The organism is Mycolicibacter sinensis (assembly GCF_001673565.1).
GTDB lineage: Bacteria > Actinomycetota > Actinomycetes > Mycobacteriales > Mycobacteriaceae > Mycobacterium > Mycobacterium sinense_C.
In genome coordinates this window covers 18,926-43,035 of sequence record NZ_LZMF01000092.1, presented here as the reverse complement: position 1 = coordinate 43,035, position 24,110 = coordinate 18,926, and the positions used below count along the sequence as shown (strand labels likewise).

The following is a 24,110-nucleotide window of genomic DNA, read 5'->3' as shown; positions in this document are numbered from 1 at the left end:
TGGCCCAGCCGCGACGGCGCCGGGCCTGGCTGACCGCAGGGGCGGGGGCGTTCGTCGCCCACGCGGCCGCCGTGGTGATCAAGCGGGTGGTCCGCCGCGAGCGCCCACACCATCCGGCGATCGCGGTCAACGTGGCCACCCCGAGCCGGTTGAGTTTCCCCTCGGCACACGCCACCTCCACCACGGCGGCCGCGTGGGCGACGAACGCCCCCGCCCCTGCGGTCAGCCAGGCCCGGCGCCGTCGCGGCTGGGCCAGCGCACCGAGCGCGGACACCGCCAGCCAGCCCAGGCTGTGCTCACCGAAGTGCGACATGGCACGCGCGGTGGTCAGCACCCCGGTACGGCCCGTCAGCGCCGACTGCACGGCGACGAGCACCGCGTTCTCGCCGTGCGGGGGGCCGGCCAGCGGTTCAGTCATGGTTCTCCAACAGCACTGTCTCCCACTGCTGTTTGCTGGCCAGTGTGGGCAGTGCCCGCCGGTAGGCCCGGCGCAGGTCGTCGAAGCGGCGGCCCAGCTGGTACTGGCGGCGCAGCGACTCGCGCAGCAAAGTGAACATCTTCTCCCGGTCGCGCTGCCGGTAGACCACGCCGCGGCCGTCGGCGGTGGTCACGGTGACGCCGTCCTGGGTGCACAGCAGGAACCACCGGGCGTCCTGGGTGGGCACGTTGAGCTGCGGGCGCTGATGGTGCTCGGGCGCGGTGGCCTTGAGGTTGTGGGCGATGCCGCGGGCCAGCCGGTAGCCGATCGACAGCGGTTGCACCGGCGGGCGCATCGGCTTGCGGCGCTTCGACGGGGCGGGCAGCTGGCTGGCCGCGGGCAGCACTACCGCGTCGGGATAGGTCTTGCGCAACGCGTGGATGTCCGGCAGCGCCGACTCCAGGATCGAGAAGATGTGCTCGGGACCGGCCATGAAATCGTCGAGCGCCTTGTTCTGCACGGCGACCGTCGAATACTCCAGGCAGGCAAGGTGTTTCAGCGTGGCCTTGAGGTGGCTGCGGATCAGGCCGGCGATGTTGCCGTCCCAGTGCAGTGCGGCCACCATCAACCGGTTGCGCAGGTGGAAGTAGGCCTGCCAGTCGATCGCGTCGTCCTTGTCGCTCCAGGCCATGTGCCAGATCGCCGCCCCGGGCAGGGTGACCGTGGGGTAGCCGTGCTTGCCGGCTCGCAACCCGTACTCGGCGTCGTCCCACTTGATGAACGACGGCACCGGCTGGCCGACCTCTTCGGCGACGGCCCGCGGGATCATGCACATCCACCAGCCGTTGAAGTCGACGTCGATGCGCCGGTGCAGCTCGGGGGTCTCGGCCAGCGAGTCGGTGGCGAAGTTGTGGTCGTACTCGGTGTGCGGGGCGTTGGTCCACATGAACACGCCCGGGTCGACGACCTCGCCCATGATGTGCAGGTGCGACGGCTCCTGCAGGTTGAGCATGTGCCCGCCCACCAGGGTGGGCGTCTTGGCGAACCGGTTCAGTGCGAGTGCCCGCAGGATCGAGTCCGGCTCGATGCGGATGTCGTCGTCCATGAACAGGATCTGTTCACAGCCGGTGTTTTTCAGCGCCTCGTACATCACCCGGCTATAGCCGCCGGAGCCGCCGAGGTTGGGCTGGTCGTGGATCGACAGCCGGTCACCCAGCGCGGCGGCCGCCGTCGGGAATCCCGGATGGTCACGCGCTTTGCGGGTGCCCTGATCCGGGACGATCACCGCGCTGATCACCTCGTCGACGCACGGGTCGGAGGTGAGCGCGGCCAGCGCGTTGACGCAGTCGTCCGGCCGGTTGAAGGTCGGGATGCCGACGGCGACGTCGGCGCGCCCGGGCGCCTCGACCGGCGCGTACCAGCCCCCGCCGATCAGGGTGACCGCGCTGTCGGTGGTGATGTCGAACCAGATCCAACCGCCGTCCTCGAACGGCTGCAGGCCGACCTCGAACTCGATGATCGCCGGCGCGCCACTGCCATCGACGGATCCGAAAGGCTTGCCGTCCACCGCGATACGCGCACCGGTGGCCTTGGAACGGTAGACGTCGACACGGCCGGAACCGGTCAGTTCCAGGCGCAGCACCACCGACTCGAGGATCGACCAGCGGCGCCAGTAGGAAGCCGGGAAGGCGTTGAAGTACGTCGCGAACGACACCTCCGACTCCTCGCCGATCTCCAGACTGGTGCGGGTGAGCGGGTGCGCCCGGCGGTTGTTGGTCTCCGACTCCTCGATGTAGAGCTTGCGGACGTCCAGCGGCTCACCGTGGCGGGGCAGGATGATCCGCGAAAGTCGGCTCACCGCACGCGAACTCTTGGCCTTGGTCATCGGTTGTTTTCCCTGTTGTTCTCGTGCAGCGGAACGCCCTCGGCCAGATACGGCGCCAGGACGTTGTCGTACATGCTCAGCGCACTGGCGATGGCCATGTGCATGTCCAGATATTGATAGGTGCCCAGCCGCCCGCCGAAAAGCACCTTCGCCGACTCCATCTCGGCCTTGGCCAGCCGGCGGTAGGCCTCGACCATGGCACGGTCGTCGGGGGTGTTGATGGGGTAGTACGGCTCGTCGTCGTCGCGCGCGAATCGCCCGTATTCGCGCATGATCACCGTCTTGTCGGTCGGGTAGGACCGTTCCGGATGGAAGTGCCGAAACTCGTGGATGCGGGTGTAGGGCACGTCGGCGTCGTTGTAGTTCATCACCGGGGTGCCCTGGAAGTCACCGGTGTCGAGCACTTCGAGCTCGAAGTCCAGGGTGCGCCAACCGAGCCGGCCCTGCGCGTAGTCGAAGTAGCGGTCCAGCGGCCCGGTGTAGATGACCGGGGCATCCGGACTGACAGCCCGAAGCTCGTCGCGGACGTCGAACCAGTCGGTGTCCAGCCGGACTTCGATGTTGTCGTGCGCCGCCATGTTCTGCAGCCACGCGGTGTAGCCGTCGACCGGCAGTCCCTCGTAGGTGTCGTTGAAGTAGCGGTTGTCGAAGGTGTAGCGCACCGGCAGCCGGGTGATGTTGGACGCCGGCAGCTCGGTGGGGTCGGTCTCCCACTGCTTGGCGGTGTAGTGCTTGACGAACGCCTCGTAGAGCGGGCGGCCGATCAAGCTGATCGCCTTCTCCTCGAAGTTGGCGGCCTCCTTGGTATCCACCTCCGAGGCCTGCTCGGCGATCAGCGCCCTGGCCTCGTCGGGGGTGAAGTAGCGGCCGAAGAACTGCGACACCAGGCCCAGCCCCATCGGGAACTGGTAGGCCTGGCCGTCGTGCATGGCGAAGACCCGGTGCTGGTAGCCGGTGAAGTCGGTGAACTGCCGCACGTAGTCCCAGACCCGCTTATTAGAGGTATGGAACAGGTGCGCGCCGTATTTGTGGACCTCGATGCCGGTCTGCGGCTCGGCCTCGGAGTAGGCGTTGCCGCCGATATGGTGGCGCTTTTCGACGACCAGGACGCGCTTGCCGAGCTGCGTGGCTGCGCGCTCGGCAATGGTCAGGCCGAAGAATCCAGAACCAACAACATAGAGGTCGTAGCGACTAGCAGGTGAAGTCATCGGCGCCAAGGGTATCTGAACAGCGGCCGTGAGCAGCGTCGGCGCCCCGCCACTTCCGCCGTCCAGCCGACCGGGCGGCCCCTCGCAGCGCCGCCGGCACCGCGAGATTGCGCTCACGCAGGCAAAACGCGCGAATTCCCTGCACCAGTCCAATCTCGGCGCCCGGCCGGGATAGCGACGCCGACGAAGGGTTGGTCGCGGTTTCCTCACGATTCGATCTCGTCACTCTATTCACATCAGTCACACGCGTACCGTCGATCCGGTAGGCAGTAAACGCTCTGGGGGTCCTCGGCGAGATCGGGACCGAGGGGCAAAACATATTGAGGAGACTTCCGTGCCGAACCGACGTCGACGCAGGCTCTCGACCACCATGAGCGCAGTCGCCGCCCTGGCAGTCGCGAGTCCGTTTGCAGTTGTCGCAGTATCCGAGCTGGCCGCCCGCCAGGACGCCCCGCAGCAGCGCGACTTCGTCGCGGCCGCGTCGGTGGCCGACCTGCCCAATGAGCTCATCTCAGCCCTCACCCAAGGGCTGTCCCAGTTCGGGGTGAACCTCCCGCCGGTGCCGGGCTTCGGGGGCGGGACGGGTTCGATGCCCGGCGCCTACCCCGCCTCACCGGGGCTTACCTCGCCGGGGCTGTACCCCGCCTCGCCGGGGTTGACCTCGCCCACGGGCCTGACGCCGGGCCTGACCACCCCGGGGCTCACCGACCCCTCACTGACGACGCCGTCACTGTCGACGCCGCCGCTGGGCACCCCGGGCGTGTCCACCACCTCGGGCTTGACGACGCCGGGCCTGACCACGCCGTCGCTGGGCACCCCCGGGCTGACCTCACCCGGTCTGACCACGCCGTCGCTGTCCGACTCTTCGCTGACCAGCCCCGGGCTGACCAGTCCCGGCTTGACCAGCCCGGACACCGGTCTGCTGGGCTCCGGTGACCCGCTCACCTCGCCGGTGGGCCTGGACCCGGGCCTGGACGGCACCTACCCGATCCTCGGCGACCCGTCGCTGGGCATGGGCATGCCGGAGGAAAAGGGCGGAGTCGTCAGCGACCTGATGAGTGCGGCCAACCAGTTGGGCGCCGGACAGGCCATCGACCTGCTCAAGGGTGTGGTGATCCCGTCCATCGCGCAGGCCGCGCAAGGTGCCGCCCCGGCCGCCGCGGCCGCACCGGCTGCGGTCCCGGTCCCCTGACCCAGGAGCCTGTTTCCCTAACGGCACCGCAGAGTCAGCCCGCCAGGGCAACGGAGGACTCTGCGGTGCCGTTAACAATTCGGCCGGCCCCCAGGGTCGCGTGTCGCATCACTAACAACACGAGACACATACGTAACATCAGCACGTGCCAACCCGTCGCCCCCCGCCGACGATCAAGCTGACCGCTACCGTCGCGACCGTGCTGATCCTGCCGTGGGCACTGGGCTATGGATCGGGATCTCCGACGGACGAGACACCCAGCGCCGCCGCGACCAAGCTGAACCAGCAGCCGCTGCCCGACCTGGAGCCCGGCGTCACCGTCCGCGAGATCACCCAGGACGAGCCGTTCACCATGGTCGCGCTCACCGGCGCCGACCTCAGCGGCACCTCGGCGAAGATCCGCGCCAAGCGCTCCGACGGCTCCTGGGGGCCCTGGTACGCCACCGCCCACGAGGTCACCGAACATGCGTCGCCGGCCCGGCCCGCCGACGCCCCGGGGCCGGACGGGACCGAGCCGGTTTTCGTCGGGCGCACCACAGCGGTGCAGATCGCGGTCACCCGGCAGGGCCCAGCCGCCCAGGCGAAGACTCCGGCCAAGCAGCAGACCCCGCCGAAACAGCCCAAACCCGACCTGGGCTACATCCCGGCCACCGCCGCCCAGCCGTTCGCCCAGAACATCTCCGCGGTGCTGATCACCCCCCCGAAAGCCCCGGTCGACGCGCAGTGGTCGCCGCCGAGCGCGGCCCTGGCGCCGGGACAGCCGCCCAACATCATTCCGCGCAGCCAATGGGGTGCCGGCGCCCGCGGGCGGTGCGGCAAGCCGGCGGAGAGCGGCCCGATCCACGCCGCGGTGGTGCATCACACCGCGGGCTCCAACGACTACTCCCCCGAGGACTCGGCGGAGATCATCCGGGCCATCTACGCCTACCACACCCGCACCCTGGGCTGGTGCGACATCGGCTACAACGCGCTGGTGGACAAGTACGGCCAGGTGTTCGAGGGCCGGGCCGGCGGCGTCACCAAGGGCATCGTGGGCAGCCACGCCGGCGGGTTCAACAAGAACACCTGGGGGGTGTCGATGATCGGCACCTTCGACGACGCGCCTCCCCCGCCGATTCAGCTCGAGACCGTCGGCCGGTTGCTGGGCTGGCGGCTGGGCCTGGACCTCGCCGACCCGCGCGGCACCGTGCACCTGACCTCCGCCGGCGGCGCGTTCACCCACGTTCCCCGCGGCTCGGAGCTGACGCTGCCGGCGATCATCGGCCACCGCGACCTCGACGCGACCGAGTGCCCCGGCGAGCAGGGGTATGTGGCGCTCAACGAGATCCGCGAGATCGCGGCCCGATTCGGTGACCCCCCGGGACCGGAAGACCTCGCCCGGACGATGCAAGGTGGCGCCATCCACGCCCGCTGGCTGGAGCTGGGCGGCCCGGAGGGCCTGCTCGGCGCCGTCACCTCGCCTGAGGCGATCGGCGAGGGTTCCACCAAGTACGCGACCTTCGAGCACGGCGCGGTGTACTGGTCACCGGAGACCGGCGCCCAGCCGATCACCGGGGCGATCTACGACGCCTGGGCGTCGCTGGGCTACGAGCGCGGCATGCTGGGGCTGCCCACCAGCGCCGAGATCCCCGAACCGGAGTGGATCGGGCAGAACTTCCAGCACGGCACGCTGAACTACAACCGGGCCAGCGGCAGCGTCGTCCGGGTTATCGACGGCAACGCCGAAGAGCTGCCGCCACCCCCGCCGGAGGGCCCGCCGGTGCAGCTGGAGCGCTTCTCCCGGGTGCTGGAAATCGGTTAACCCCCGCTGGGGTTCCACCACCGTTCCAGCACCCGCGCCAGGCCGTCGTCGGTATTGGGCGCGGTGATCTCGGCAGCCGCCGCCAGCACCTCGGGATGCGCGTTGCCCATCGCCACGCCATGGCCCGCCCCCAGCAGCATCGGCAGATCGTTGGGCATGTCGCCGAAGGCCACCACCTGATCGATGCCGATTCCCAGCGGCGTGATCAGCTCCTCGATGCCGGTGGCCTTGGTGATCCCGGCCGGCACCACCTCGACCAGCCCGTTGTTGGTGGAATAGGTCATCTCCGCGGCGCTGCCGATATGCGGCGCCAGCTGCGCCGCCATGTCGGCACTGGCCGCCCCGGCCTGGCGGATCAGCAGCTTGATCGCCGGCTGGGACAGCAGGTCGGCCAGGGAGACCTCGGTGTTGTCCGGGTTGAGCCAGGCGTGTTCATAGCCCGGTGAGCTGACGAACTGCGGCGTCGCCGCGTCGTGTGCGCGCTCGCCGATGCGTTCCACCGCCAAACCCGCGCCGGGCAGGACGCGTCCGGCGACCTCGGCCAGTTTGACCAGGCTGTCGGCCGACAGCGTGCGCGCCGAGATCACCCGGTCGGTGTCGGGGTCGTAGAGGACCGCCCCGTTGGCGCAGACCGCCAGCGGGGCGAAGCCGAGCGCGTCGACGACCGGGGCGATCCAGCGCGGTGGGCGCCCGGTCGCCAAAATGAAGCCGGCGCCGGAGTCGACGGCCGCGTGCACCGCCGCCCGGGTGCGCGCGGTGATGTTCTCGGTGTTGTCGAGCAGGGTGCCGTCGACGTCGCTGGCGATCAGCGCGGGAACCGGGTACTCCATCAGCGCCGACTCAGTCCGGCCAGCGTGCGCCGCAGCCGGCCCCGCTGTGCCCGCTCGAGCCGCTTGCGATCGCGTTCGGCCAGTTCGGCTTCGCGCATCACCAGGGCTTCGGCCATGGTGGGGGCGCCGCCGCCGAGCCGCCGCGGCACCCAGTACGCGCCGGCGGGGTGCGGGTACTCCAGTTGCGCCTGGTCGAGCATGGCGGCCATGGTCTCACGCAGCGCGGCGGTGGTCGCCTCGACGTCACCGGTGGCGGCCATCGGCCGGCCGATCTTCGCCAGCACCGGAACGTGGTTGCGCCACAGGTTCTTCGGGTGATCCTTCGTCCATACCCGCTGCATGCCCCAGACGATGACCGGGATGATCGGGACACCGGCGGCGCGGGCCATCCGGGCGGCGCCGGTCTTGAACTCGCGCAGTTCGAAGCTGCGGCTGATGGTGGCCTCGGGATGCAGCCCGACCAGCTCACCCTCGCGCAGCCGCTGCACCGCCACGTCGTAGGCGCCGGCCCCGGCCGAGCGGTCGACCGGGATCAGCTTGATGTGCTTGATCACGTAGCTGATCACCGGCACCTCGGTCATCTCGGCCTTGATCATGAACCGCAACCGGCGGCGGCGCTGCAGGGCCGCCATCGAGGCCGGATACCAGTCCAGGTAGCTGGTGTGGTTGAGAGCGAGCACCGCCCCGCCGCGTTCGGGAATGTTCTCCAGGCCCTCGAAGGTCGGGTGCGGCCCGTTGGCCTTCACCAGCGCCGGGATCACGATCTCCAGGGTGCGGAAGAAGGGTTCAGCCATCCTCGGCGCTCCGTGTTCGGTGGGCCGCCCGCTGCGCCAGTTCGCGTTCGTCGAGGACGGTGGCCTCCGCCGGGGTGGGGGCGGTACCGCCCAGGCGCCGCGGCACCCAGTACTGGCCCGCCGGGTGCGGATAGTCCTGCTGGACGCCGGCCAGCATCGGCGCCATCTGCGCACGCAACGCGGCGCTGAGGCCGGCGGCGTCGCCGGCCGGGGCCAGCGGCGGGCCCGCCAGCACGGTGATCGGGATCCGGCTGCCGATCAGCCGCGCCCGCGGATGATCCTTGGTCCACAGCCGGTGGGCACCCCACACGATCAGCGGGACGATCGGCACCTGCGCCTCGAGCGCCATCCGGGCGGCCCCGGACTTGAACTCCTTCAGCTCGAAGCTGCGGCTGATGGTGGCTTCCGGGTAGACGCCGACCACCTCGCCGGAGCGCAGCGCGGCCACCGCGTGCCGGTAGGCGTCGGATCCGGCGCCGCGATCGACCGGGATGGTGCCGGTGTGGTGGATCAGGTAATTCACCACCCGCACCTGCTGCATCTCGGCCTTGATCATGAACCGCATCCGCCGGCCCCGACGATAGGCCGCCAGCGCCGCGGGCAGGAAGTCGACGTAGCCGGTGTGGTTGATCGCGATCACCGCGCCGCCCTCGGCCGGGATGTGCTCCAGGCCGCGAAAGTCGATGCGGGCGCCGGAGACCTTCACCGCGGTCACCGCTGTCAGCTCCAGCGCACGAAAAACCGGCTGCATGCCAGGGCTACTCCGCGGCGCCCGTCGCAGTCGGCGGCTGCGGGTCCCGGGCGGCCCGCGCCTCGGCCTTGCGGGCGGCTTCCTCGGCGTCGAGCCGCAGCGCCTCGGCCGGGGTGGGGGCACCGCCGCCGAGGCGGTGCGGCACCCAGAACTCGCCGGCCGGGTGTTCGGGATAGGCGTCCTGGGTCTGCTCGAGCAGGTGTTGCATGCGGGTCTGCAGCAGATCCCGCAAGTCCTCGACGGGCAGCGTCGGCGGTATCGGTTCGCCGACCGCCACCGAGATCGGCACCTTGGAGCGCCCCAGCCGTCTGGGGTGGTCCTTGGTCCAGACCCGCTGGGCGCCCCACACGATGTGCGGAATGATCGGCACCTGCGCCTCGAGTGCCATCCGGGCGGCGCCGCTCTTGAACTCCTTGAGCTCGAAGCTGCGGCTGATCGTCGCTTCCGGGTAGACCCCGACCAGCTCCCCGGCCCGCAGGTAATCGACGGCGGAGGCGTAGGCGTCGGCGCCCTGACCGCGATCGACCGCGATGTGCCGGCAGCCGCGCATGATCGGGCCGGTGAAGCGGTTGTCGAAGGTCTCCTTCTTGGCCATGAACCGCACCCGGCGCCGCGGTTTGTTGTCGTAGGCGGCCAGGCCGGCGAACGCGAAGTCGAGGTAGCCGGTGTGGTTGATGGCGACCACGGCGCCGCCACTGGCGGGGATGTTCTGCGCGCCGGTGACGGTGATCTTCACCCCCTGAAAGCGCCATAACGTGCGGGCGGTTGTCGCGACGCTCCCGTACCACGGCTCCACAGTCGTCCAGCCTAGGCGATGCCGCCGGCCGTGCCGCCGTTAAGCTCGGGAGGAATCTGCTACAGCGTCGGGAAGGTACCAGTGCGGGTCACCAGCGTCGGACACGCCGGCTTCCGGATCGAGACCGCCGCGGGCAGCATCCTGTGCGACCCGTGGGTGAACCCGGCCTACTTCGCGTCGTGGTTCCCGTTCCCGGACAACTCCACGCTGGACTGGGACGCCCTGGGCGACTGCGACTACCTCTACATCTCGCATCTGCACCACGACCACTTCGACCCGCGGCACCTGGCCGCCCACGTCAGCAAGGACGCGGTGGTGCTGCTGCCCGACTATCCGGTCCCGGATCTGCGCACCGAACTGGAGAAGCTGGGCTTCCACCGGTTCTTCGAGACCACCGACTCGGTGCGGCACACCGTGAGCGGCCCCAAGGGCGATCTCGACGTGATGATCATCGCGCTGCGTGCCCCGGCCGACGGCCCGATCGGCGACTCGGGGCTGGTGGTTTCCGACGGTGCGACCACCGTCTTCAACATGAACGACTCGCGCCCGATCGACCTGGACGTGCTCAAGGCGTTCGAGAACATCGACGTGCATTTGCTGCAGTACTCCGGGGCGATCTGGTACCCGATGGTCTACGACATGCCGGAGCGGGCCAAGGAGGCGTTCGGCATCCAGAAGCGGCAACGGCAGATGGACCGCGCCCGCCAATACGTCGCGCACGTCGACGCCCGGTGGGTGGTGCCGTCGGCCGGCCCACCGTGCTTTCTGGATCCCGAGCTGCGCTACCTCAACGACGACCACGGCGATCCGGCCAACATCTTCCCCGACGAGATGGTGTTCCTGGATCAGCTGCGCCGCAACGGCCACGACGGCGGACTGCTGATGATCCCCGGGTCATCTGCGACGTTCGCCGGGGCACAATTGGATTCGCTGACCCACCCGGTTGACGACGTCGAGGCGATCTTCACTTCCGGCAAGGCCGACTACATCGCCGCCTACGCCGATCGGATGGCGCCGGTGCTGGCCGCGGAGAAGGCGTCCTGGGCGCCGGCTGCCGGGCCGGCGATGCTGGAGCCGCTGCGGGCGCTGTTCGAGCCGATCATGGCCAAGAGCAACGAGATCTGCGACGGCATCGGCTATCCGGTGGAGCTGGTGCTGGACGGGTCGGATCAAAGCGGGGCCCATAGCGAAACCGTCGTGCTGGACTTCCCGAAACGCATGGTGCGCGAACCGGTTCCGGGCGAGAAGTTCCGTTACGGCTTCGGTATCCCGCCCGAGCTGGTGCGCACCGTGCTGCGCGACGGCGAACCCGACTGGGTCAACACCATCTTCTTGTCGACCCGATTCAAGGCTTGGCGGGTCGGCGGCTACAACGAGTACCTCTACACGTTCTTCAAGTGCCTCACCGAGGATCGGATCGTCTACGCCGACGGCTGGTTCGGGGAGAGCCACGACGACTCGGCGACGATCACCTTGGGCGACTGGCAGATTCAGCGCCGCTGCCCGCACATGAAAGCCGATCTGTCGAAGTTCGGGGTGGTCGAGGGCAACACTTTGACCTGCAATCAGCACGGCTGGCAGTGGGATCTGAAAACCGGCCGCTGCCTGACCGCCAAGGGCCACGAGCTGCGCTGCGAGAAGCTGTGAGCGGCTCCTACGACGACGGCCTGATCGCCCTGGACGGCAGGGCGATCACGTTGCGCCGCTACCACTTTCCCTCCGGCACCTCGAAGGTGATCCCGTTGTCGGCGATTCGCGGCTACCGCGCCGAACCGCTGGGCGCGCTGACTCACCGCTTCCGGCTGTGGGGCAGCTCGGATCTGCGCCGCTGGCTGCCGCTGGACATCAAGCGGCCGCTGCGATCCACCTTGATCACCCTGGATCTGCACGACAACCATTGGCCGCGGCCGGCGTTCACCCCGGCGGACCCGGAAACGTTCCGGGTGCTGCTCGACGAGCTGCTGGCGGGGGCGAACCCGAACTGAATTGACCCCGGCTACCGCGGTGGTAGCGTTGATCGCCGCGCAAGCTAAAGGGGTCATCGGTGCACCTGGAGTCGATCAGCATTCCGTTGCTGGTCGCCGAGGCCGGCGGTGATCCGTGGGCGATCAACGCCGCGCTGCAGCACGGCCGGCCGGCCCAGATCGACGGTCTGGCGAAGGCATTTCACCACGCCGGGAGCTCCGCCGCCGAAGCCGATGCCAGTTTCGAGCAGGCCCGCAAGCGGTTCGAGGGCGCCTGGAACCGGGAGAACGGCGATCATCCGATCAACGATTCCGCGCAGGTGCAGCTGGTCACCACCTCGCTGGGAGTGCAGGCCGAGCAGCTGCCCAAGATCGCCGCCGATCTGGAGAGCATCGCCGCGGCGCTGGCCGAAGCACAGAAGTCGTCGGCGGCGTGCATCTCCGAGCTCGAGACCGTCCTTCAGGCGATTGACACCAACCTGACGCACTGGCTCGAGGTGGACAAAAGCCCCGATCTGACCGCCGAGCAGCGCCAGGGAGTCCACGACCAGATCCACGACCTGCAGCAGGCGGCGATCGACGACACCAAAGAGACGCTGCGCCGCATCAAGGTCGTCCGCGACGGCTACCTGGGCGCGCTGCGCGCCGCCGAGGCCCGGCTGCGCGCCGAGGGCTATGACCCGGGGCTGGTCAAAAACCTCGACCAGCCCACCTCGCCGCTGGGTGATCCGCTGATGCCGATCCCCCCGTCCGACACCGACCCGCAGGCCGTCACGAACTGGTGGAATTCGCTGACCCCGCAGCAGCGCGCGGCCTATCTCGCGCAGCACGACCCGGGCCTGGGCAACCTCAACGGCATTCCCGCCGACGCCCGCAACGAAGTCAACCTCGCGGTGATGCACGACGACCTCAACCGGGTGCGCGACCTGGCCAACCTGCGCGGCGTCTCCGTCGACGACGTGCTGCGCAACCCCGGCGTCTACGGCCTGTCGGCCGGTGATGCCACCCGCTATGCCAATGCGGTGCAGACCGAAAAGGGTTTGCAGCACATGGCCGGCAAGGTCAACCCCGACGGCACGACCGCGCGTCAAGCCCTGCTGTGGGCGTACGACCCGTCGGCGTTCAACGGTCAGGGCACGGCGGCGGTCGCGCTCGGCAACCCCGACCATGCCGCCAACACCGCGGTGGTGGTTCCCGGCACCGGCAACAGCGTGCAGCAAGGCTGGCTGGCGAGCAGCGACGCCACCAACCTCTACGACCAGATGCGGTTGGCCAATCCCGGTGAGTCGACGTCGGTGCTGGCCTGGATGGGCTACGACGCCCCGGACAGCCCGGCAGATCTGCGAATCGCCACGCCCTGGCTGGCGCGTGACGGTGGCGAGCTGTTGGCCGCTGACGTCAACGGCCTGTCGGCGACCCACGACACCGGATTGTCCTCGCACGTGACGGTGATCGGCCACTCCTACGGCGCCACCACGGTGGCCGACGCGTTCGCCAACAGCGGGATGCACGCCAATGACGCGGTGCTGATCGGTTGCCCCGGAACGGATGTGGCGAAAAGCGCCGCCGATTTTCATCTCAACGGCGGCCAGGTCTACGTCGGCGCGGCCTCCAGCGACCCGGTGTCGTGGCTGGGCCAGTCCGGGCTGGCGCCGGACTTCATCAACCACACCATGCACCACCCGCTGGGCGAGATGGCCGGGCTGGGCACCGATCCGGCCGGCGATTCCTTCGGCTCGGTGCGTTTTCGGGCCGAGGCGGTCGGTCACCAGGGGCTGGCGTTCGGCGATCACTCCCGCTACTACGACGTGGGCAGTGAATCCTTGCGGGCGATGACCGACATCGCCGCCGACAGGGGGCAGTCACTGGCCGACGGGGGCCTGATCGCCGACGGCCGCCGCCAGGCCCACATCGGTTTGCCGGAGAAGGTCCACGTCCCGTTCCTCGGGGAGGTCGACCTGCCGCACGTGGACACCCGGATCCCCGGCACCCCGGCACTCATCGACCCGGAAGGCAAACGTGCACCAGCAACGATCACCGATGATCACCAATACCGCTGACCGCACCTGGCGCCGGGCGGTGGCGCTGGTTGCGACGGCACTGATAGGAGGGTGCGCGATGTCTGCCCACGACCGGCGAAGCGAACTCGAAGGGCCGGAACTGACCGACGAACAGACCCGGGCCCAGGTCGTCGAGCCGGCCAAGGCGATCGTGCAGGGCGCAGACCTGCGCGATTTCACCGCCTCGTTTCGGTTCGAATCCTGCAACGACCAGAACGAGGCGCCCTACCGCGGCGTCGCCGAGGTGGTCTTTACGTTTCCGGCCGACGCCGACAAGCACGCCTATATCGACCACGTCGCGGCGGTGATGACCCGGCTCGGCTGGGATGAGGGTCCACCGGCGGGCAAGATGCCGTATGGCCGGGTGCTGCACCAGGGACAGCTGATGGCGATCATGGCACCCGAGCCCGACCATCCCCGTTTCGGCAGCATCGATATCTACGGCGAATGCCGCAACCTGACCGATCAGCGCAGCCGCGGTGGGCTGGGCCGCCAGGACATCGCCGGTGAGCTGGCCGGCTGACCTAGTTCCGGTCCGCCAGCACCGCATGGGCGGCGTTGTAGCCGGGGGTGAACGTGATCCCCGGACCGCCGTGACAGCCCGCGCTGCCCAGATACAGTCCCTCGACCGGTAGCGGTTGCCCGACGAAGCCCCGGGGCCCGGGCCGGTTGGGCCCGATCTGGTCGGGGTTCAACAGACCATGGCAGTAGTCCCCGCCGGGCGCCCCGAACATGGTGCCCATATGGCGTGGCGTGAAGGTGGTGTGGCGGGTGATGCTGCGCTCGAAATTCGGTGCCAGCCTGGTGATCTTGTCGATCACTCGCTGGCCCATCTCGGCCTTCATTTCGCCGTAGTTGCCGTCGCCCTCGATCGGGAACCACAGTGCGAACGCCGACGCGGCGTGCTTGCCCGGTGGGGCCAGCTCGGGATCGTGCAGCGACGGGATCTGCAGCACCACGGTCGGATCGGCCGGGACGATGCCGCGGCGCGCATCCTCCCACTGCTGCTGCACCTCCTCAGGCGTGCAGAAGATTCCCAACGAGGCCTGCATCGCTGGGTCATTGAGCGCCTCGTAGGGCGTAGTGAACACCGGCGCCTCGTCCAGCGCGAAATGCATCTGCAGATAGCTCCCGCGGTGGTCGGTGCGGGCATAGCGGGCGCGGACGTCGTCTGGAACCGCAGCCGCGTCCAGCAGCCCGGTCACGGTGGCGTCGGGCGCGATCGCCGACACCACCACCGGTGCGGTCACGGTGTCGCCGGACTCGGTGCGCACGCCGCTGACCGCCCCGTCGGCGACAAGGATCTCCGCGACCGCGGTGCGCAGCCGAAGCTGTCCGCCCAGGCCGGTGAACGTGTCACGCAAATGCCCGGTGAGCGCGCCGATTCCGCCGCGCAGCTTCTTCATCAGCACGGTGTTCTCGTCGGGCACACCCAGGCCGTAGGCCAGGGCCGCGGCACTGCCGGGGGTGGCGGGCCCGCGGTAGAGGGTGTTGACGGCCAGCACGGTGAAGGAGCCGCGCAGCGCCGCGTGCTTCTCCCGGTCGGGCAGGTAACGATCCAGCACGTCGGTGACCGACCCGAACAGCATGTCGTCGATGGCCGATCGCTCGAATTCATTGGCGGCGCAGGCATACATCTCGTCGAGCGATTTCGGCGCCCGACCCGCCTCGAAGCGACCCAGCGCCCGGGTGGGCGCCTGACTCCAGGCCAGCAACCCGGCCATGCCGTTGACCGCCTCGGCGCCATGCACCTCACTGAGGTGGGTGAACAGCTTCATCGGGTCGGTGTACTGGATCAGCGGGTCGTCACCGACGCCGCGCATCGCCACCGACATGACCTCGAGGTCGATGCTCTCCAGACCGTCGAGGCCCAGCTCCGCGCTGACCGCGGCCGATGTGGGGAACTGCACCGAGCCGGCTATCTCGAACCGATAGCCGTCGAACAGCTCCACCGTGGAGGCCATCCCGCCGGCGTAGCGCCCGGCCTCCAGGCACAGCGTGCGGAGTCCGGCGCGCTGCAGGATGAGCGCCGCGGCCAGGCCGTTGTGTCCGGCGCCAATGACGATCGCGTCGTAATCGGTCATTCATCCGCCCCTTCCCGCTTTCCGGGAACGCTGGCATGCGTGGATAGTTTTGTCAATATTGACGTAACTAGAGATCACCCAGCGAGTCCAGCGCGGTACGGCACATTCGGGCCAGCTCGGCCAGTGAGCGGTCCGCACCCAGCATCCAGACCTCCATCGCGGCGAACACGGCGGCCGCGATGCAGCGGGCCGTCACGGCCACGCGCAGCGGGTCAGCTGGTTCGTTCGCCGCGGTGGCCCGCAGCCGCTCGGCCACCGCGTCAGCGAAATCGGTCTCCACCTGGCGGATATGGCGCACGATCCGCTCCGGATCGAGTTCCTCGGCACGCAGTGCGGCGATACGGGTCACTGCCTCGACGTCGTAGGGGAAGGCGAAGATGGCCGCCTGGACCGCCTCGATCATCGGCTCGGCGGGCGGGCGGGTGGCCAGGGCGCTGCGGAACCACTGCAGTCCGGCGTCGTAGTCGGCGAACAGCAGATCGTGCTTGGAGGTGAAGTGCCGATAGAACGTTCGCAATGACACCCCGGCGTCGGCGGCGATCTGCTCGGCGGAGGTGTCCTCCACACCCTGCGCCAGGAAGCGGACCAGCGCAGCCTGGCGCAACGCTTCGCGGGTGCGTTCGCTGCGGGCGGTCTGGGGCGCTCTGGGCATGGCGGTAAAGGTACCCCAGCGCGAGTAGGCCAATAATGTCATTATTGACAAAACTTGCGGCGCGTGGTGAGACTGACCGCATGATCTCGCTCATCGTGCATGCGGTGCTCGGCCTGGCGACTATCTGGTGGATCGTGGCGTCCAACCGTGCGGTCTTCGCGAAACCCACTGGGGGCAACGCTTTCTCACTTTTGGAGATCGTGTACTACGCGATCGGTATCGCCTCGATCGTGCTGGGCTGGTACTTCAACATCCGGTTCGTCCAGGAATACGCGCACGGCCCCAACCACAATCCGATCTGGGGGCCGGGCAGCTGGACGCAGTACATCCAGCTGATGTTCACCAACCCGGCGGCCGGCTCGGCCAGCCAGGACTACACCATCATCAACGTGATTCTGCTGCCGCTGTTCACCATCGTGGATGGCTACCGGCGCGGGCTGCGGCGCCCCTGGCTGTACTTCGTCTCGAGCCTGTTCACCAGCTGCGCGTTCGCCTACGCGTTCTACTTCGCCACCATGGAACGCCAGCGCCGCCACGCCCCGGCTCCAACGTCGCGGGTCGTGGCAGGGCTCTAGCGAAAGCGCCGCGCGATAGGCTGGCCGCGACGACGGGAGGGATGTCGTGGCCAAGCCGGTGGCGCCGCGCGGATCCGCGCGCGAGCGGGTGCTGCAGGCGGCATTGGCCCTGTTCATGGAGCACAGCGTGGGCGGCACCTCGATGCAGATGATCGCCGACCGGCTGGGCGTGAGCAAACCTGCCGTCTATTACCAATTCCGGTCCAGGGACGACATCGTCGTCGCCCTGGTGGAACCGATGTTCGACGACATCGCCCGGGTGATCAAGATCGCCGAGGCGATGCCGACCGAACAGGGCAAGCGTGATGTGACGGTCAGCGGGGTGGTCGAGCTCGCGGTGCGATACCGCCGGCTCACCTTCCTGTTCTACGACCGCGCCGTGGAGTACGCCGTGCGGTCCCGGGATGACTTCATGGCCGCCGGCCAGGATGCGGCGGCGATCCTGCAGGGGTCCGAGCCGGATGCGGCGGCCCGCGTCATCACCACGGCGCTGATGGCGGGGACCTTCACCGCGGCAGCCGATCCGGAACTCGAGGACATCGCCGACGAGGAGCTCCACGAGATCCTGCTGGCCACCGCACGCCGGGTGATGGCACCACTGACTTAAACGGTCAGGTCCAGTTCCACACGCCCATGTCGGCAGCGGGGTACTGCTCGCACACGTCGGTGGTCCGGGCCGCGACGCCGTGGTTGTTGAAGAACAGCTTGGACCAGTTCGGCCACGCGAAAGCGAGCTTCTCGTAGTAGATGTCGGTGGCCAGGTTCTCCGAGTAGGCGCGCCGGCCCGGGTAATCCATCCCGTAAAACCAGTGGATCCGGTCCTGCACCGCCTCATGGACCTGCGGGGATTTGTTGTTGTAGTCGATCATGTAGCGCTCGTAGTAGACCGGTGCGACGTCGCGGGCGGCCGCCAGGATCTGTTCGGCGGTACAGCTAGTGTGCAGCATCCGGTTGGGAATCGGGAAGTTCTCCGTCGCATCCGCCGACGCAGTCCCCGCCGCAGCCATACCGGACAACAGCGCTACCGCTAGAGCCCGTATCGCGTAATGCCAGGGGTTGCGCTTCATCGGGTAGCTCCAGCCTGTTCCAGAACGATCAGCTTGTCGGGGCAGTAGGTGCTCAACGCCGCACCCACGAACTGCCAGGCCTGCTGGGAGTCAGCAGCTTTGACGTTCTTGCCGACAAAGGCCGCCGATTCGAGAGCGTCGTGGTCGACGTCGTTGGTCAACCGTTTACAGGTGAGCTTGCCGATCCAGGCGTTGTAGTCACGCGCCCCGTAGATCCCGTAACCGTGTAACCGGCTGGCGAAATCGGTGTCGACATCGGCGTGCGCGGGCACTGCGAAAAGGATTGCCGCCGACACACCTGCCACGGCGGCCACGGCTCCGAACCTCATCACCAACCTCCCCGATGCGCTCCACCACCGGACCCGACGAGCTCGTCGCGCGGGTTGCGCTGCAACGGCGCCGGCCAGGGAGAGGGCTTGGGCCGCAGCCGCGGTACCTGCGGCCACCAGAACCATTTGCCGAGCAGCGTCGCGATCGACGGCGTCATGAACGAGCGGATGATCAGGGTGTCAAGCAGCAGCCCCAAACCGATGGTGGTGCCGACCTGACCGATCACGCGCAGTTCACTGATCGCCATCGTCATCATCGTGAAGGCGAACACCAATCCCGCCGCGGTGACCACCGACCCGCTGCCGCCCATCGCCCGGATCATGCCGGTGTGCAGCCCGGCGTGGATCTCCTCCCGCAGGCGGGAAACCAGCAGCAGGTTGTAGTCGGCACCCACCGCCAACAGGATGATCACCGCCATGGCCATCACCATCCAGTGCACCTGCAGACCGATGATGTTCTGCCACAGCAACACCGACAACCCGAAGGCGCTGCCCAGTGATACCACCACCGTGCCCACGATCACCAGCGCGGCCACCACGGCACGGGTGATCACCAACATGATGATGAAGATCAGGCACAGCGCCGCGACGCCGGCGATCATCAGGTCGTAATTGGAGCCCTCCTGCATGTCCTTGAACATCGCGGCGGTACCACCGACGTAGATCTTCGAGCCCTCCCACGGGGTGGTCTTGATGGCTTCCTTGGCGGCGAGCTTGATCGCATCGATGTGTTTGATGCCGTCTGCGCTCAGCGGATCGCCCTCGTGGTTGACGATGAACCGCACGGCGTGCCCGTCCGGCGACACGAAATTCTTCATGCCGCGCTGGAACTCGGCGTTGTCGAAGATCTCCGGCGGCAGATAGAACGAGTCGTCGTTGCGGGCCTTGTCGAAGGCCTCCCCCATCGCGGCGGGATCTCCCTGGGCTTCCTGCGCCTGTTTGGCCAGCCCGCTCTGGGTGGCATACGTGGTCAGCATCATCGCCTTGGTGTTCTTCATCATCTGGATCATCGGCGGCATCAGCGTGAGCATCTGCGGCAGCTGGGCGGCCATCGCGTCCATGTCCGGGACGATCTGCTTGAAGTTGTCGGTCATGGTGTCCACGCCGTCCATGGCATCGAAGACCGACCGCAGCGCGTGGCAGACGGGAATGTCGAAACAGTGTGGTTCCCAGTAGAAATAGCTGCGCATCGGCCGGAAGAAGTCGTCGAAGTCGGCGATCTTGTCGCGTAGTTCTTCGATGTCGTCGACCATCAGGTGCATCTTGCCCACCATGCGCCCCATGGTGGCGTTCATCTCCTCCATGAGCTCGATCATCTTGGTCATCGTATCGATGTTGACCTGCATCTCCTCTGCTTGGGCCAACATCTCCGTGGTGCGGTCGTCATTGAACTTGCGGGTCATGTCCTGGCTGACGGCCTGCATGCCGAGCATGTAGCCGAAGGTGGAGTGCTCCATCGGAATGCCCTGCGGCCGGGTGATGGACATAACCCGGGACACTCCCTCCACCCCGGTGACTCGCTTGGCGATTCGCTCGATCACCAGAAAGTCCCCGGAGTTGCGAATGTCATGGTCGGTTTCGATCATGAGCATCTCGGGGTTCATCCGCGCGGACGGAAAGTGCCGGTCCGAGGCCAGGAACCCTTGGTTGGCGGGTAGATCCGCAGGCATGTAGGCGCGATCGTTGTAACCGGGCTTGTATCCGGGCAGGGCCAGGATGCCGACCAGGGCTGCTGCGGTGGCCGCGATCAGAATCGGTCCCGGCCAACGGCTTACGGCCGCACCGATCTTCCGCCAGCCGCGCCCCCGGTCGGCGCGCTTGGGCTCCAGCAGGGTGCCGAACCGACTGGCCACCACGATGACGGCGGACCCCATCGTCAGCGAGGTGATCACAACGATGGTCATGCCGATCCCCAGCGGAATCCCCAGTGACTGGAAGTAGGGCAACCGGGTGAAGTGCAGGCACAGCGTGGCGCCTGCGATGGTCATGCCCGAGCCGAGCACCACATGGGCGGTGCTGCGAAACATGGTGTAGTACGCCTGTTCCCGGTCTTGGCCGGCGCTTCGAGCTTCCTGGTATCTGCCGATGAGGAAGATCGCGTAGTCGGTGGCCGCCGCGATCGCCAGGGTGACCAGCAGACTGGTGGCGAACGGCGAAAGCCCGATCAGCCCGTGATAGCCCAGGAATGCCACAATGCCCCGGGCCGACGCCAGCCCGGTCACCACCATCGCCAGCGCCAACGCCACGGTGGTGATGGATCGGTAGACCATCAGCATCATGGTGATGATGACCACGAAGGTCAGCGACTCGATCACATGCATGCTGCGGGTGCCGGCCTTGTCCTGATCGGCGGCCAGCGCCGCGCCACCGGTCACATAGGCCTTGACGCCCGGCGGTGCGGTGACGCTGTCGACTGCTTGGTTGACCGCTTTGACCGATTCGTTGGCCAGCGCCTCGCCCTGGTTGCCCGCGGTATAGATCTGCACGTAGGCGCTTTTGCCGTCCGGGCTCTGGGCTCCCGCGGCGGTGAGGCGATCACCCCAGAAATCCTGGATGTGTTCGACGTGAGCGGTGTCGGTCTTGAGTTTGGCGATGATCTGGTCGTAGTAGTGGTGGGCATCGGCACCCAGCGGCTCGTCGCCCTCGAGGACCAGCATGACCGAGCTGTTGGAGGTGAACTCCTTGAACACCTCGCCCTGACGTTTGACCGCGATCATCGACGGCGCCTCGTCCGGGGTCATCTGGACCGCGGCCATCTCGGCGACCTTCTCCAGCTGGGGAACGGTCACGTTCGCCAGGACGATGATCCCGATCCAGCTCAGAATGCTCGGAATGGCCAGCCGCCGTATCCATTTGGCAATCCGGCCGGGCTTGGCGTGGTCAGCAACAGCCGGGATGACCTCGGTCGGCGCCTCGGGGGGGAAGTTGTCCGTGGAAGTGCTCATGCAGATTTCACCAAGCAGAAGGTCAGGGCGCTGGCGCCGGTGGTGGTTCTCTCGTCTTTGAGCTCGTTGTCGATGCTGATCCGGCAGCCCAGGGTGGAGCCTTTGCCCTGCGCGTAGAGGTTCGGCGATACCGCGGACAACGTGGTGCTCAGGGTCACCGACCAGGGCAGCGTCGCGGCGTCCACGCGCTGCGGCCTGCTGTTGAGGTCGAGGTAGCTGATGTCCGCAGTCGCGCCGGGTTCACCGAAGACCTCATAGGTGACGACCTTGGGGTTGTACGGCTTGGTGTCGTCGACCTTGGTGCTGATGAGGTTGGAATTCTCGCCGCCGAAGTAGGTGCGCATCCGCAGCACCGTCATCGTCCCGAGCACCACCACCACCACGATGAGCAGTGGCATCCACGCCCGCTTCAGCAGCCTCATCGGGTGCTCCCTTCCACCGATCGTCTCTGGTTGAGCATGGCCGAAAGGGAAGTTATACGATCAATAAAGTTGAATCAAGTGATATGTCAATTAGTCTTGGCGACGCGGCTCACATCGCTGAGTCGTCCCGACGGACAGCAGGAGGCATGCGGTGACGAAGACGGTGGCAACGCGCGGGTTCGCTCGCGACCGGGTGCTGGACGCCGCACGGGCACTGTTCACCGAGCACGGGGTCAGCGGCACGACGCTGCAGATGATCGCCGACCGGCTCGGGGTCAACACCTCGGCGGTGTACTACCAGTTCAGGTCCAAGGCCGACATCGTCGTCACCGTGTTCCGCCCGGTGTTCGAAGACATCACCCGCGTGGTCCGGATCGCCGCGGCCATCCCGTCCCAGGAGGTCCGGCGCGAGGCCACCATCAGCGGCATGATCGAGCTGGCCGTACGACACCGCCGGACCACTGCACTGGTGCACACCGATCCCGCGATCGCCGAGGTGGTCGAGACCATCGGCGAGTTCCGGGACGCCTTCGGAAGCCTGCAGGAGATCCTGACCGGACCGGAACCCGACCCGGCCTCACGTACCGCGATTGCCGTACTGGTGCCCGGGATCTTCGGTGCGGCAGCCGATCCCGCCGTCTGCGACATCCCCGACGAGGAACTGCACCGGCTGCTGCTGGACTGCTCGCGCCGGCTCATCGCCGCCTGACGACGACGCCCAGGACAAGCCGTTCGCCCCAGAGCCTGTGGAGCCCGGCGCCGGCACCATATGGATCGTTGCCCGCCTTTGAGCGACAACCGCCGCGCCCTGGTCCGACCCCGCCAGCTGCACCCGCCAGGGCCCGCGCAGCATCGGCCGTCCACGAAAGGGCGCCAAGTCCTCTCAGCTCCACTGCAGCGAACACGAACGGTGATCCCCGACCACGCCGCCAACCCGACATAACGCGAGTTGTCGCTGAAAGGCGGGCAACAATCACATACCCGAGCTTGGGCGTGGGGCTTCCCACCCCTGCCCCCGGGTCACAGCGGCTGAAAGATCAACCGGCACTACCGGCGCGAAGACCTAGCGCGAGGGCTCCAGCATCTCCGCCCCGACGTACGGCACCAGCGCGGCGGGCACCCGCACACTGCCGTCGGGCTGCTGATGGTTCTCCAGGATCGCCACCAACCAGCGGGTGGTGGCCAGCGTGCCGTTGAGCGTCGCGGCGGTCTGCGGCTTGCCGTTGGCGTCGCGGTAACGGGTGGCCAGCCGACGCGCCTGGAAGGTGGTGCAGTTCGACGTCGAGGTCAGCTCCCGATAAGTGCCCTGCGACGGCACCCAGGCCTCGCAGTCGAACTTGCGCGCCGCCGACGAGCCCAGGTCGCCGGCTGCGACGTCGATCACCCGATAGGGCACCTCGATCTGCGCCAGCATCTCGCGCTGCCAGCCCAGCAGCCGTTCGTGCTCAGCCTCGGCCTCGGCGGGCCGGCAGTAGACGAAGCCCTCCACCTTGTCGAACTGGTGCACCCGGATGATGCCGCGGGTGTCCTTGCCGTAGCTGCCGGCCTCCCGGCGGAAACACGACGACCACCCCGCGTAGCGCAGCGGCCCGCCGGACAGATCCAGGATCTCGTCGGCGTGATACCCGGCCAGCGGGACCTCGGAGGTGCCGACCAGGTAGAGGTCGTCGGCCTCGAGCCGGTACACCTCCTCGGCGTGCGCGCCCAAAAACCCGGTGCCGGACATGATCTCGGGCCGCACCAGCGCCGGAGTGATCATCGGGGTGAAGCCGTTGTCGACCGCGACCCGCAGCGCCAACTGCAGCAAACCGAGCTGCAGCAGCGCACCGGCACCGGTCAGGAAGTAGAACCGTGAGCCGGAGACCTTGGCGCCGCGGCCCATGTCGATCAGGCCCAGCGACTCGCCGAGCGCCAGGTGGTCCCGCGGGTCCGGGATCGCCGGCGGCTCACCGGCCACCTCGAGCACCGTGAAGTCGTCGGCCCCGCCGGGCGGTACCCCGTCGATGACGACGTTCGGGATCGCCATATGCGCACTGGCGAACGTCGCCTCGGTGTCGGCCTGGGCGGTTTCGGCGGCTTTGACCTGCTCGGCCAACTCCTTGGCCCGCGCCAGCAGGACGGGGCGCTCCTCGGGCGACGCCGCGCCGACGGACCGGCTGGCCGCCTTCTGTTCGGCGCGCAGGTTGTCGGCCGCCGCGATCGCCGAACGCCGCGCGGTGTCGGCGGCCAGCAGGGCATCCACCAGGGCCGGGTCCTCACCGCGGCCCACCTGAGAGCGGCGGACACGGTCGGGGTCTTCACGCAGCAGGTTCAGGTCGATCACGGCGCAACCCTACA

At 68.0% G+C, this 24,110-nt stretch carries 22 protein-coding genes and 1 pseudogene; 10 read left to right on the top strand and 13 right to left on the bottom strand.

The genetic code is table 11. The features are described 5' to 3' along the window. Positions 1–224: pseudogene (locus A5648_RS25105) on the top strand (phosphatase PAP2 family protein); the annotation flags it as partial. A gap of 186 nt (positions 225–410) precedes the next feature. Here the strand turns inward: A5648_RS25105 and A5648_RS14040 are convergent. Both A5648_RS14040 and glf read right to left on the bottom strand, forming a co-directional pair. Continuing rightward, positions 411–2,303 carry a glycosyltransferase gene (locus A5648_RS14040; RefSeq protein ID WP_065025135.1) on the bottom strand — a complete coding sequence of 631 codons (1,893 nt, stop codon included), beginning with the start codon at positions 2,301–2,303 and terminating at the stop codon, positions 411–413. After that, positions 2,300–3,511 (bottom strand): UDP-galactopyranose mutase, encoded by a 1,212-nt coding sequence (gene glf, locus A5648_RS14035; protein WP_065025134.1) that lies wholly within the window; start codon positions 3,509–3,511, stop codon positions 2,300–2,302. Before glf ends, A5648_RS14040 begins: the two co-directional genes overlap by 4 nt. Positions 3,512–3,845: 334 nt before the next feature. Here glf and A5648_RS14030 point away from each other — a divergent pair, with 334 nt between their 5' ends. Both A5648_RS14030 and A5648_RS14025 read left to right on the top strand, forming a co-directional pair. Then, positions 3,846–4,703 (top strand): hypothetical protein, encoded by an 858-nt coding sequence (locus tag A5648_RS14030; protein WP_065025133.1) that lies wholly within the window; start codon positions 3,846–3,848, stop codon positions 4,701–4,703. Positions 4,704–4,848: 145 nt separating this feature from the next. Continuing rightward, complete coding sequence (locus tag A5648_RS14025) at positions 4,849–6,504, top strand: N-acetylmuramoyl-L-alanine amidase (RefSeq protein WP_065025132.1); 1,656 nt, start codon at positions 4,849–4,851, stop codon at positions 6,502–6,504. Here A5648_RS14025 and A5648_RS14020 read toward each other — a convergent pair. Genes A5648_RS14020 through A5648_RS14005 form a run of 4 tightly spaced genes read right to left on the bottom strand, consistent with a single transcriptional unit; the run spans position 6,501 to position 9,675 of the window. Continuing rightward, entirely contained in the window at positions 6,501–7,334 is an 834-nt protein-coding gene (locus A5648_RS14020; RefSeq protein ID WP_065025131.1) for a Cof-type HAD-IIB family hydrolase, read from the bottom strand. The two genes, A5648_RS14025 and A5648_RS14020, sit on opposite strands and share 4 nt — an antisense overlap. Next, positions 7,334–8,128 carry a lysophospholipid acyltransferase family protein gene (locus tag A5648_RS14015; RefSeq protein WP_065025130.1) on the bottom strand — a complete coding sequence of 265 codons (795 nt, stop codon included), beginning with the start codon at positions 8,126–8,128 and terminating at the stop codon, positions 7,334–7,336. The genes A5648_RS14020 and A5648_RS14015 overlap by 1 nt, the downstream gene beginning before the upstream one ends. Beyond that, positions 8,121–8,879, bottom strand: a complete 759-nt coding sequence (locus A5648_RS14010) for a lysophospholipid acyltransferase family protein (protein WP_065025129.1) — start codon at positions 8,877–8,879, stop codon at positions 8,121–8,123. The genes A5648_RS14015 and A5648_RS14010 overlap by 8 nt, the downstream gene beginning before the upstream one ends. Positions 8,880–8,886: 7 nt before the next feature. Beyond that, positions 8,887–9,675: a lysophospholipid acyltransferase family protein gene (locus A5648_RS14005; RefSeq protein WP_065025128.1), complete on the bottom strand. Its 789-nt coding sequence runs from the start codon at positions 9,673–9,675 to the stop codon at positions 8,887–8,889. A gap of 81 nt (positions 9,676–9,756) precedes the next feature. On the opposite strand from A5648_RS14005, the gene A5648_RS14000 reads away from it, so the two are divergent. Genes A5648_RS14000 through A5648_RS13985 form a run of 4 tightly spaced genes read left to right on the top strand, consistent with a single transcriptional unit; the run spans position 9,757 to position 14,222 of the window. Further along, complete coding sequence (locus tag A5648_RS14000; RefSeq protein ID WP_065025127.1) at positions 9,757–11,322, top strand: MBL fold metallo-hydrolase; 1,566 nt, start codon at positions 9,757–9,759, stop codon at positions 11,320–11,322. Continuing rightward, positions 11,319–11,660, top strand: a complete 342-nt coding sequence (locus A5648_RS13995; RefSeq protein WP_065025126.1) for a hypothetical protein — start codon at positions 11,319–11,321, stop codon at positions 11,658–11,660. Before A5648_RS14000 ends, A5648_RS13995 begins: the two co-directional genes overlap by 4 nt. Positions 11,661–11,719: 59 nt before the next feature. Further along, positions 11,720–13,699 (top strand): alpha/beta hydrolase, encoded by a 1,980-nt coding sequence (locus A5648_RS13990; RefSeq protein ID WP_065025125.1) that lies wholly within the window; start codon positions 11,720–11,722, stop codon positions 13,697–13,699. A gap of 58 nt (positions 13,700–13,757) precedes the next feature. Then, positions 13,758–14,222 (top strand): hypothetical protein, encoded by a 465-nt coding sequence (locus tag A5648_RS13985; protein WP_082966493.1) that lies wholly within the window; start codon positions 13,758–13,760, stop codon positions 14,220–14,222. A gap of 1 nt (position 14,223) precedes the next feature. Here the strand turns inward: A5648_RS13985 and A5648_RS13980 are convergent, their stop codons facing one another. Both A5648_RS13980 and A5648_RS13975 read right to left on the bottom strand, forming a co-directional pair. Then, entirely contained in the window at positions 14,224–15,783 is a 1,560-nt protein-coding gene (locus A5648_RS13980; protein ID WP_065025123.1) for a phytoene desaturase family protein, read from the bottom strand. A 67-nt stretch (positions 15,784–15,850) separates the two neighbouring features. Then, the gene (locus A5648_RS13975; protein ID WP_065025122.1) at positions 15,851–16,435 is read right to left on the bottom strand and encodes a TetR/AcrR family transcriptional regulator; all 585 of its coding nucleotides are present in this window, start codon (positions 16,433–16,435) and stop codon (positions 15,851–15,853) included. Between the two features lie 80 nt (positions 16,436–16,515). On the opposite strand from A5648_RS13975, the gene A5648_RS13970 reads away from it, so the two are divergent. Beyond that, positions 16,516–17,010 (top strand): DUF2834 domain-containing protein, encoded by a 495-nt coding sequence (locus A5648_RS13970; RefSeq protein ID WP_065025121.1) that lies wholly within the window; start codon positions 16,516–16,518, stop codon positions 17,008–17,010. Positions 17,011–17,056: 46 nt separating this feature from the next. Continuing rightward, positions 17,057–17,617 carry a TetR/AcrR family transcriptional regulator gene (locus A5648_RS13965; protein ID WP_065025120.1) on the top strand — a complete coding sequence of 187 codons (561 nt, stop codon included), beginning with the start codon at positions 17,057–17,059 and terminating at the stop codon, positions 17,615–17,617. Positions 17,618–17,621: 4 nt separating this feature from the next. On the opposite strand, the gene A5648_RS13960 is transcribed toward A5648_RS13965, so the two are convergent. The 4 genes from A5648_RS13960 to A5648_RS13945 are packed head-to-tail and all read right to left on the bottom strand — an operon-like array spanning position 17,622 to position 21,773. Continuing rightward, positions 17,622–18,077 carry a DUF5078 domain-containing protein gene (locus A5648_RS13960; protein WP_065025119.1) on the bottom strand — a complete coding sequence of 152 codons (456 nt, stop codon included), beginning with the start codon at positions 18,075–18,077 and terminating at the stop codon, positions 17,622–17,624. Continuing rightward, the gene (locus A5648_RS13955) at positions 18,074–18,406 is read right to left on the bottom strand and encodes a DUF732 domain-containing protein (RefSeq protein WP_065025118.1); all 333 of its coding nucleotides are present in this window, start codon (positions 18,404–18,406) and stop codon (positions 18,074–18,076) included. Before A5648_RS13955 ends, A5648_RS13960 begins: the two co-directional genes overlap by 4 nt. After that, on the bottom strand, positions 18,406–21,351 hold the full coding sequence (locus A5648_RS13950; protein WP_065025117.1) for an RND family transporter: 2,946 nt from the start codon (positions 21,349–21,351) through the stop codon (positions 18,406–18,408). The genes A5648_RS13955 and A5648_RS13950 overlap by 1 nt, the downstream gene beginning before the upstream one ends. Then, a complete protein-coding gene (locus tag A5648_RS13945) occupies positions 21,348–21,773 on the bottom strand; it encodes an MmpS family transport accessory protein (protein WP_065025116.1) in 426 nt (141 codons plus the stop codon). Before A5648_RS13945 ends, A5648_RS13950 begins: the two co-directional genes overlap by 4 nt. A 151-nt stretch (positions 21,774–21,924) precedes the next feature. Here A5648_RS13945 and A5648_RS13940 point away from each other — a divergent pair, with 151 nt between their 5' ends. Beyond that, complete coding sequence (locus A5648_RS13940) at positions 21,925–22,482, top strand: TetR/AcrR family transcriptional regulator (RefSeq protein ID WP_065025115.1); 558 nt, start codon at positions 21,925–21,927, stop codon at positions 22,480–22,482. A gap of 354 nt (positions 22,483–22,836) precedes the next feature. Here A5648_RS13940 and serS read toward each other — a convergent pair whose 3' ends face one another. Then, the gene (gene serS, locus A5648_RS13935) at positions 22,837–24,096 is read right to left on the bottom strand and encodes a serine--tRNA ligase (protein WP_065025114.1); all 1,260 of its coding nucleotides are present in this window, start codon (positions 24,094–24,096) and stop codon (positions 22,837–22,839) included. Positions 24,097–24,110 lie beyond the last annotated feature (14 nt).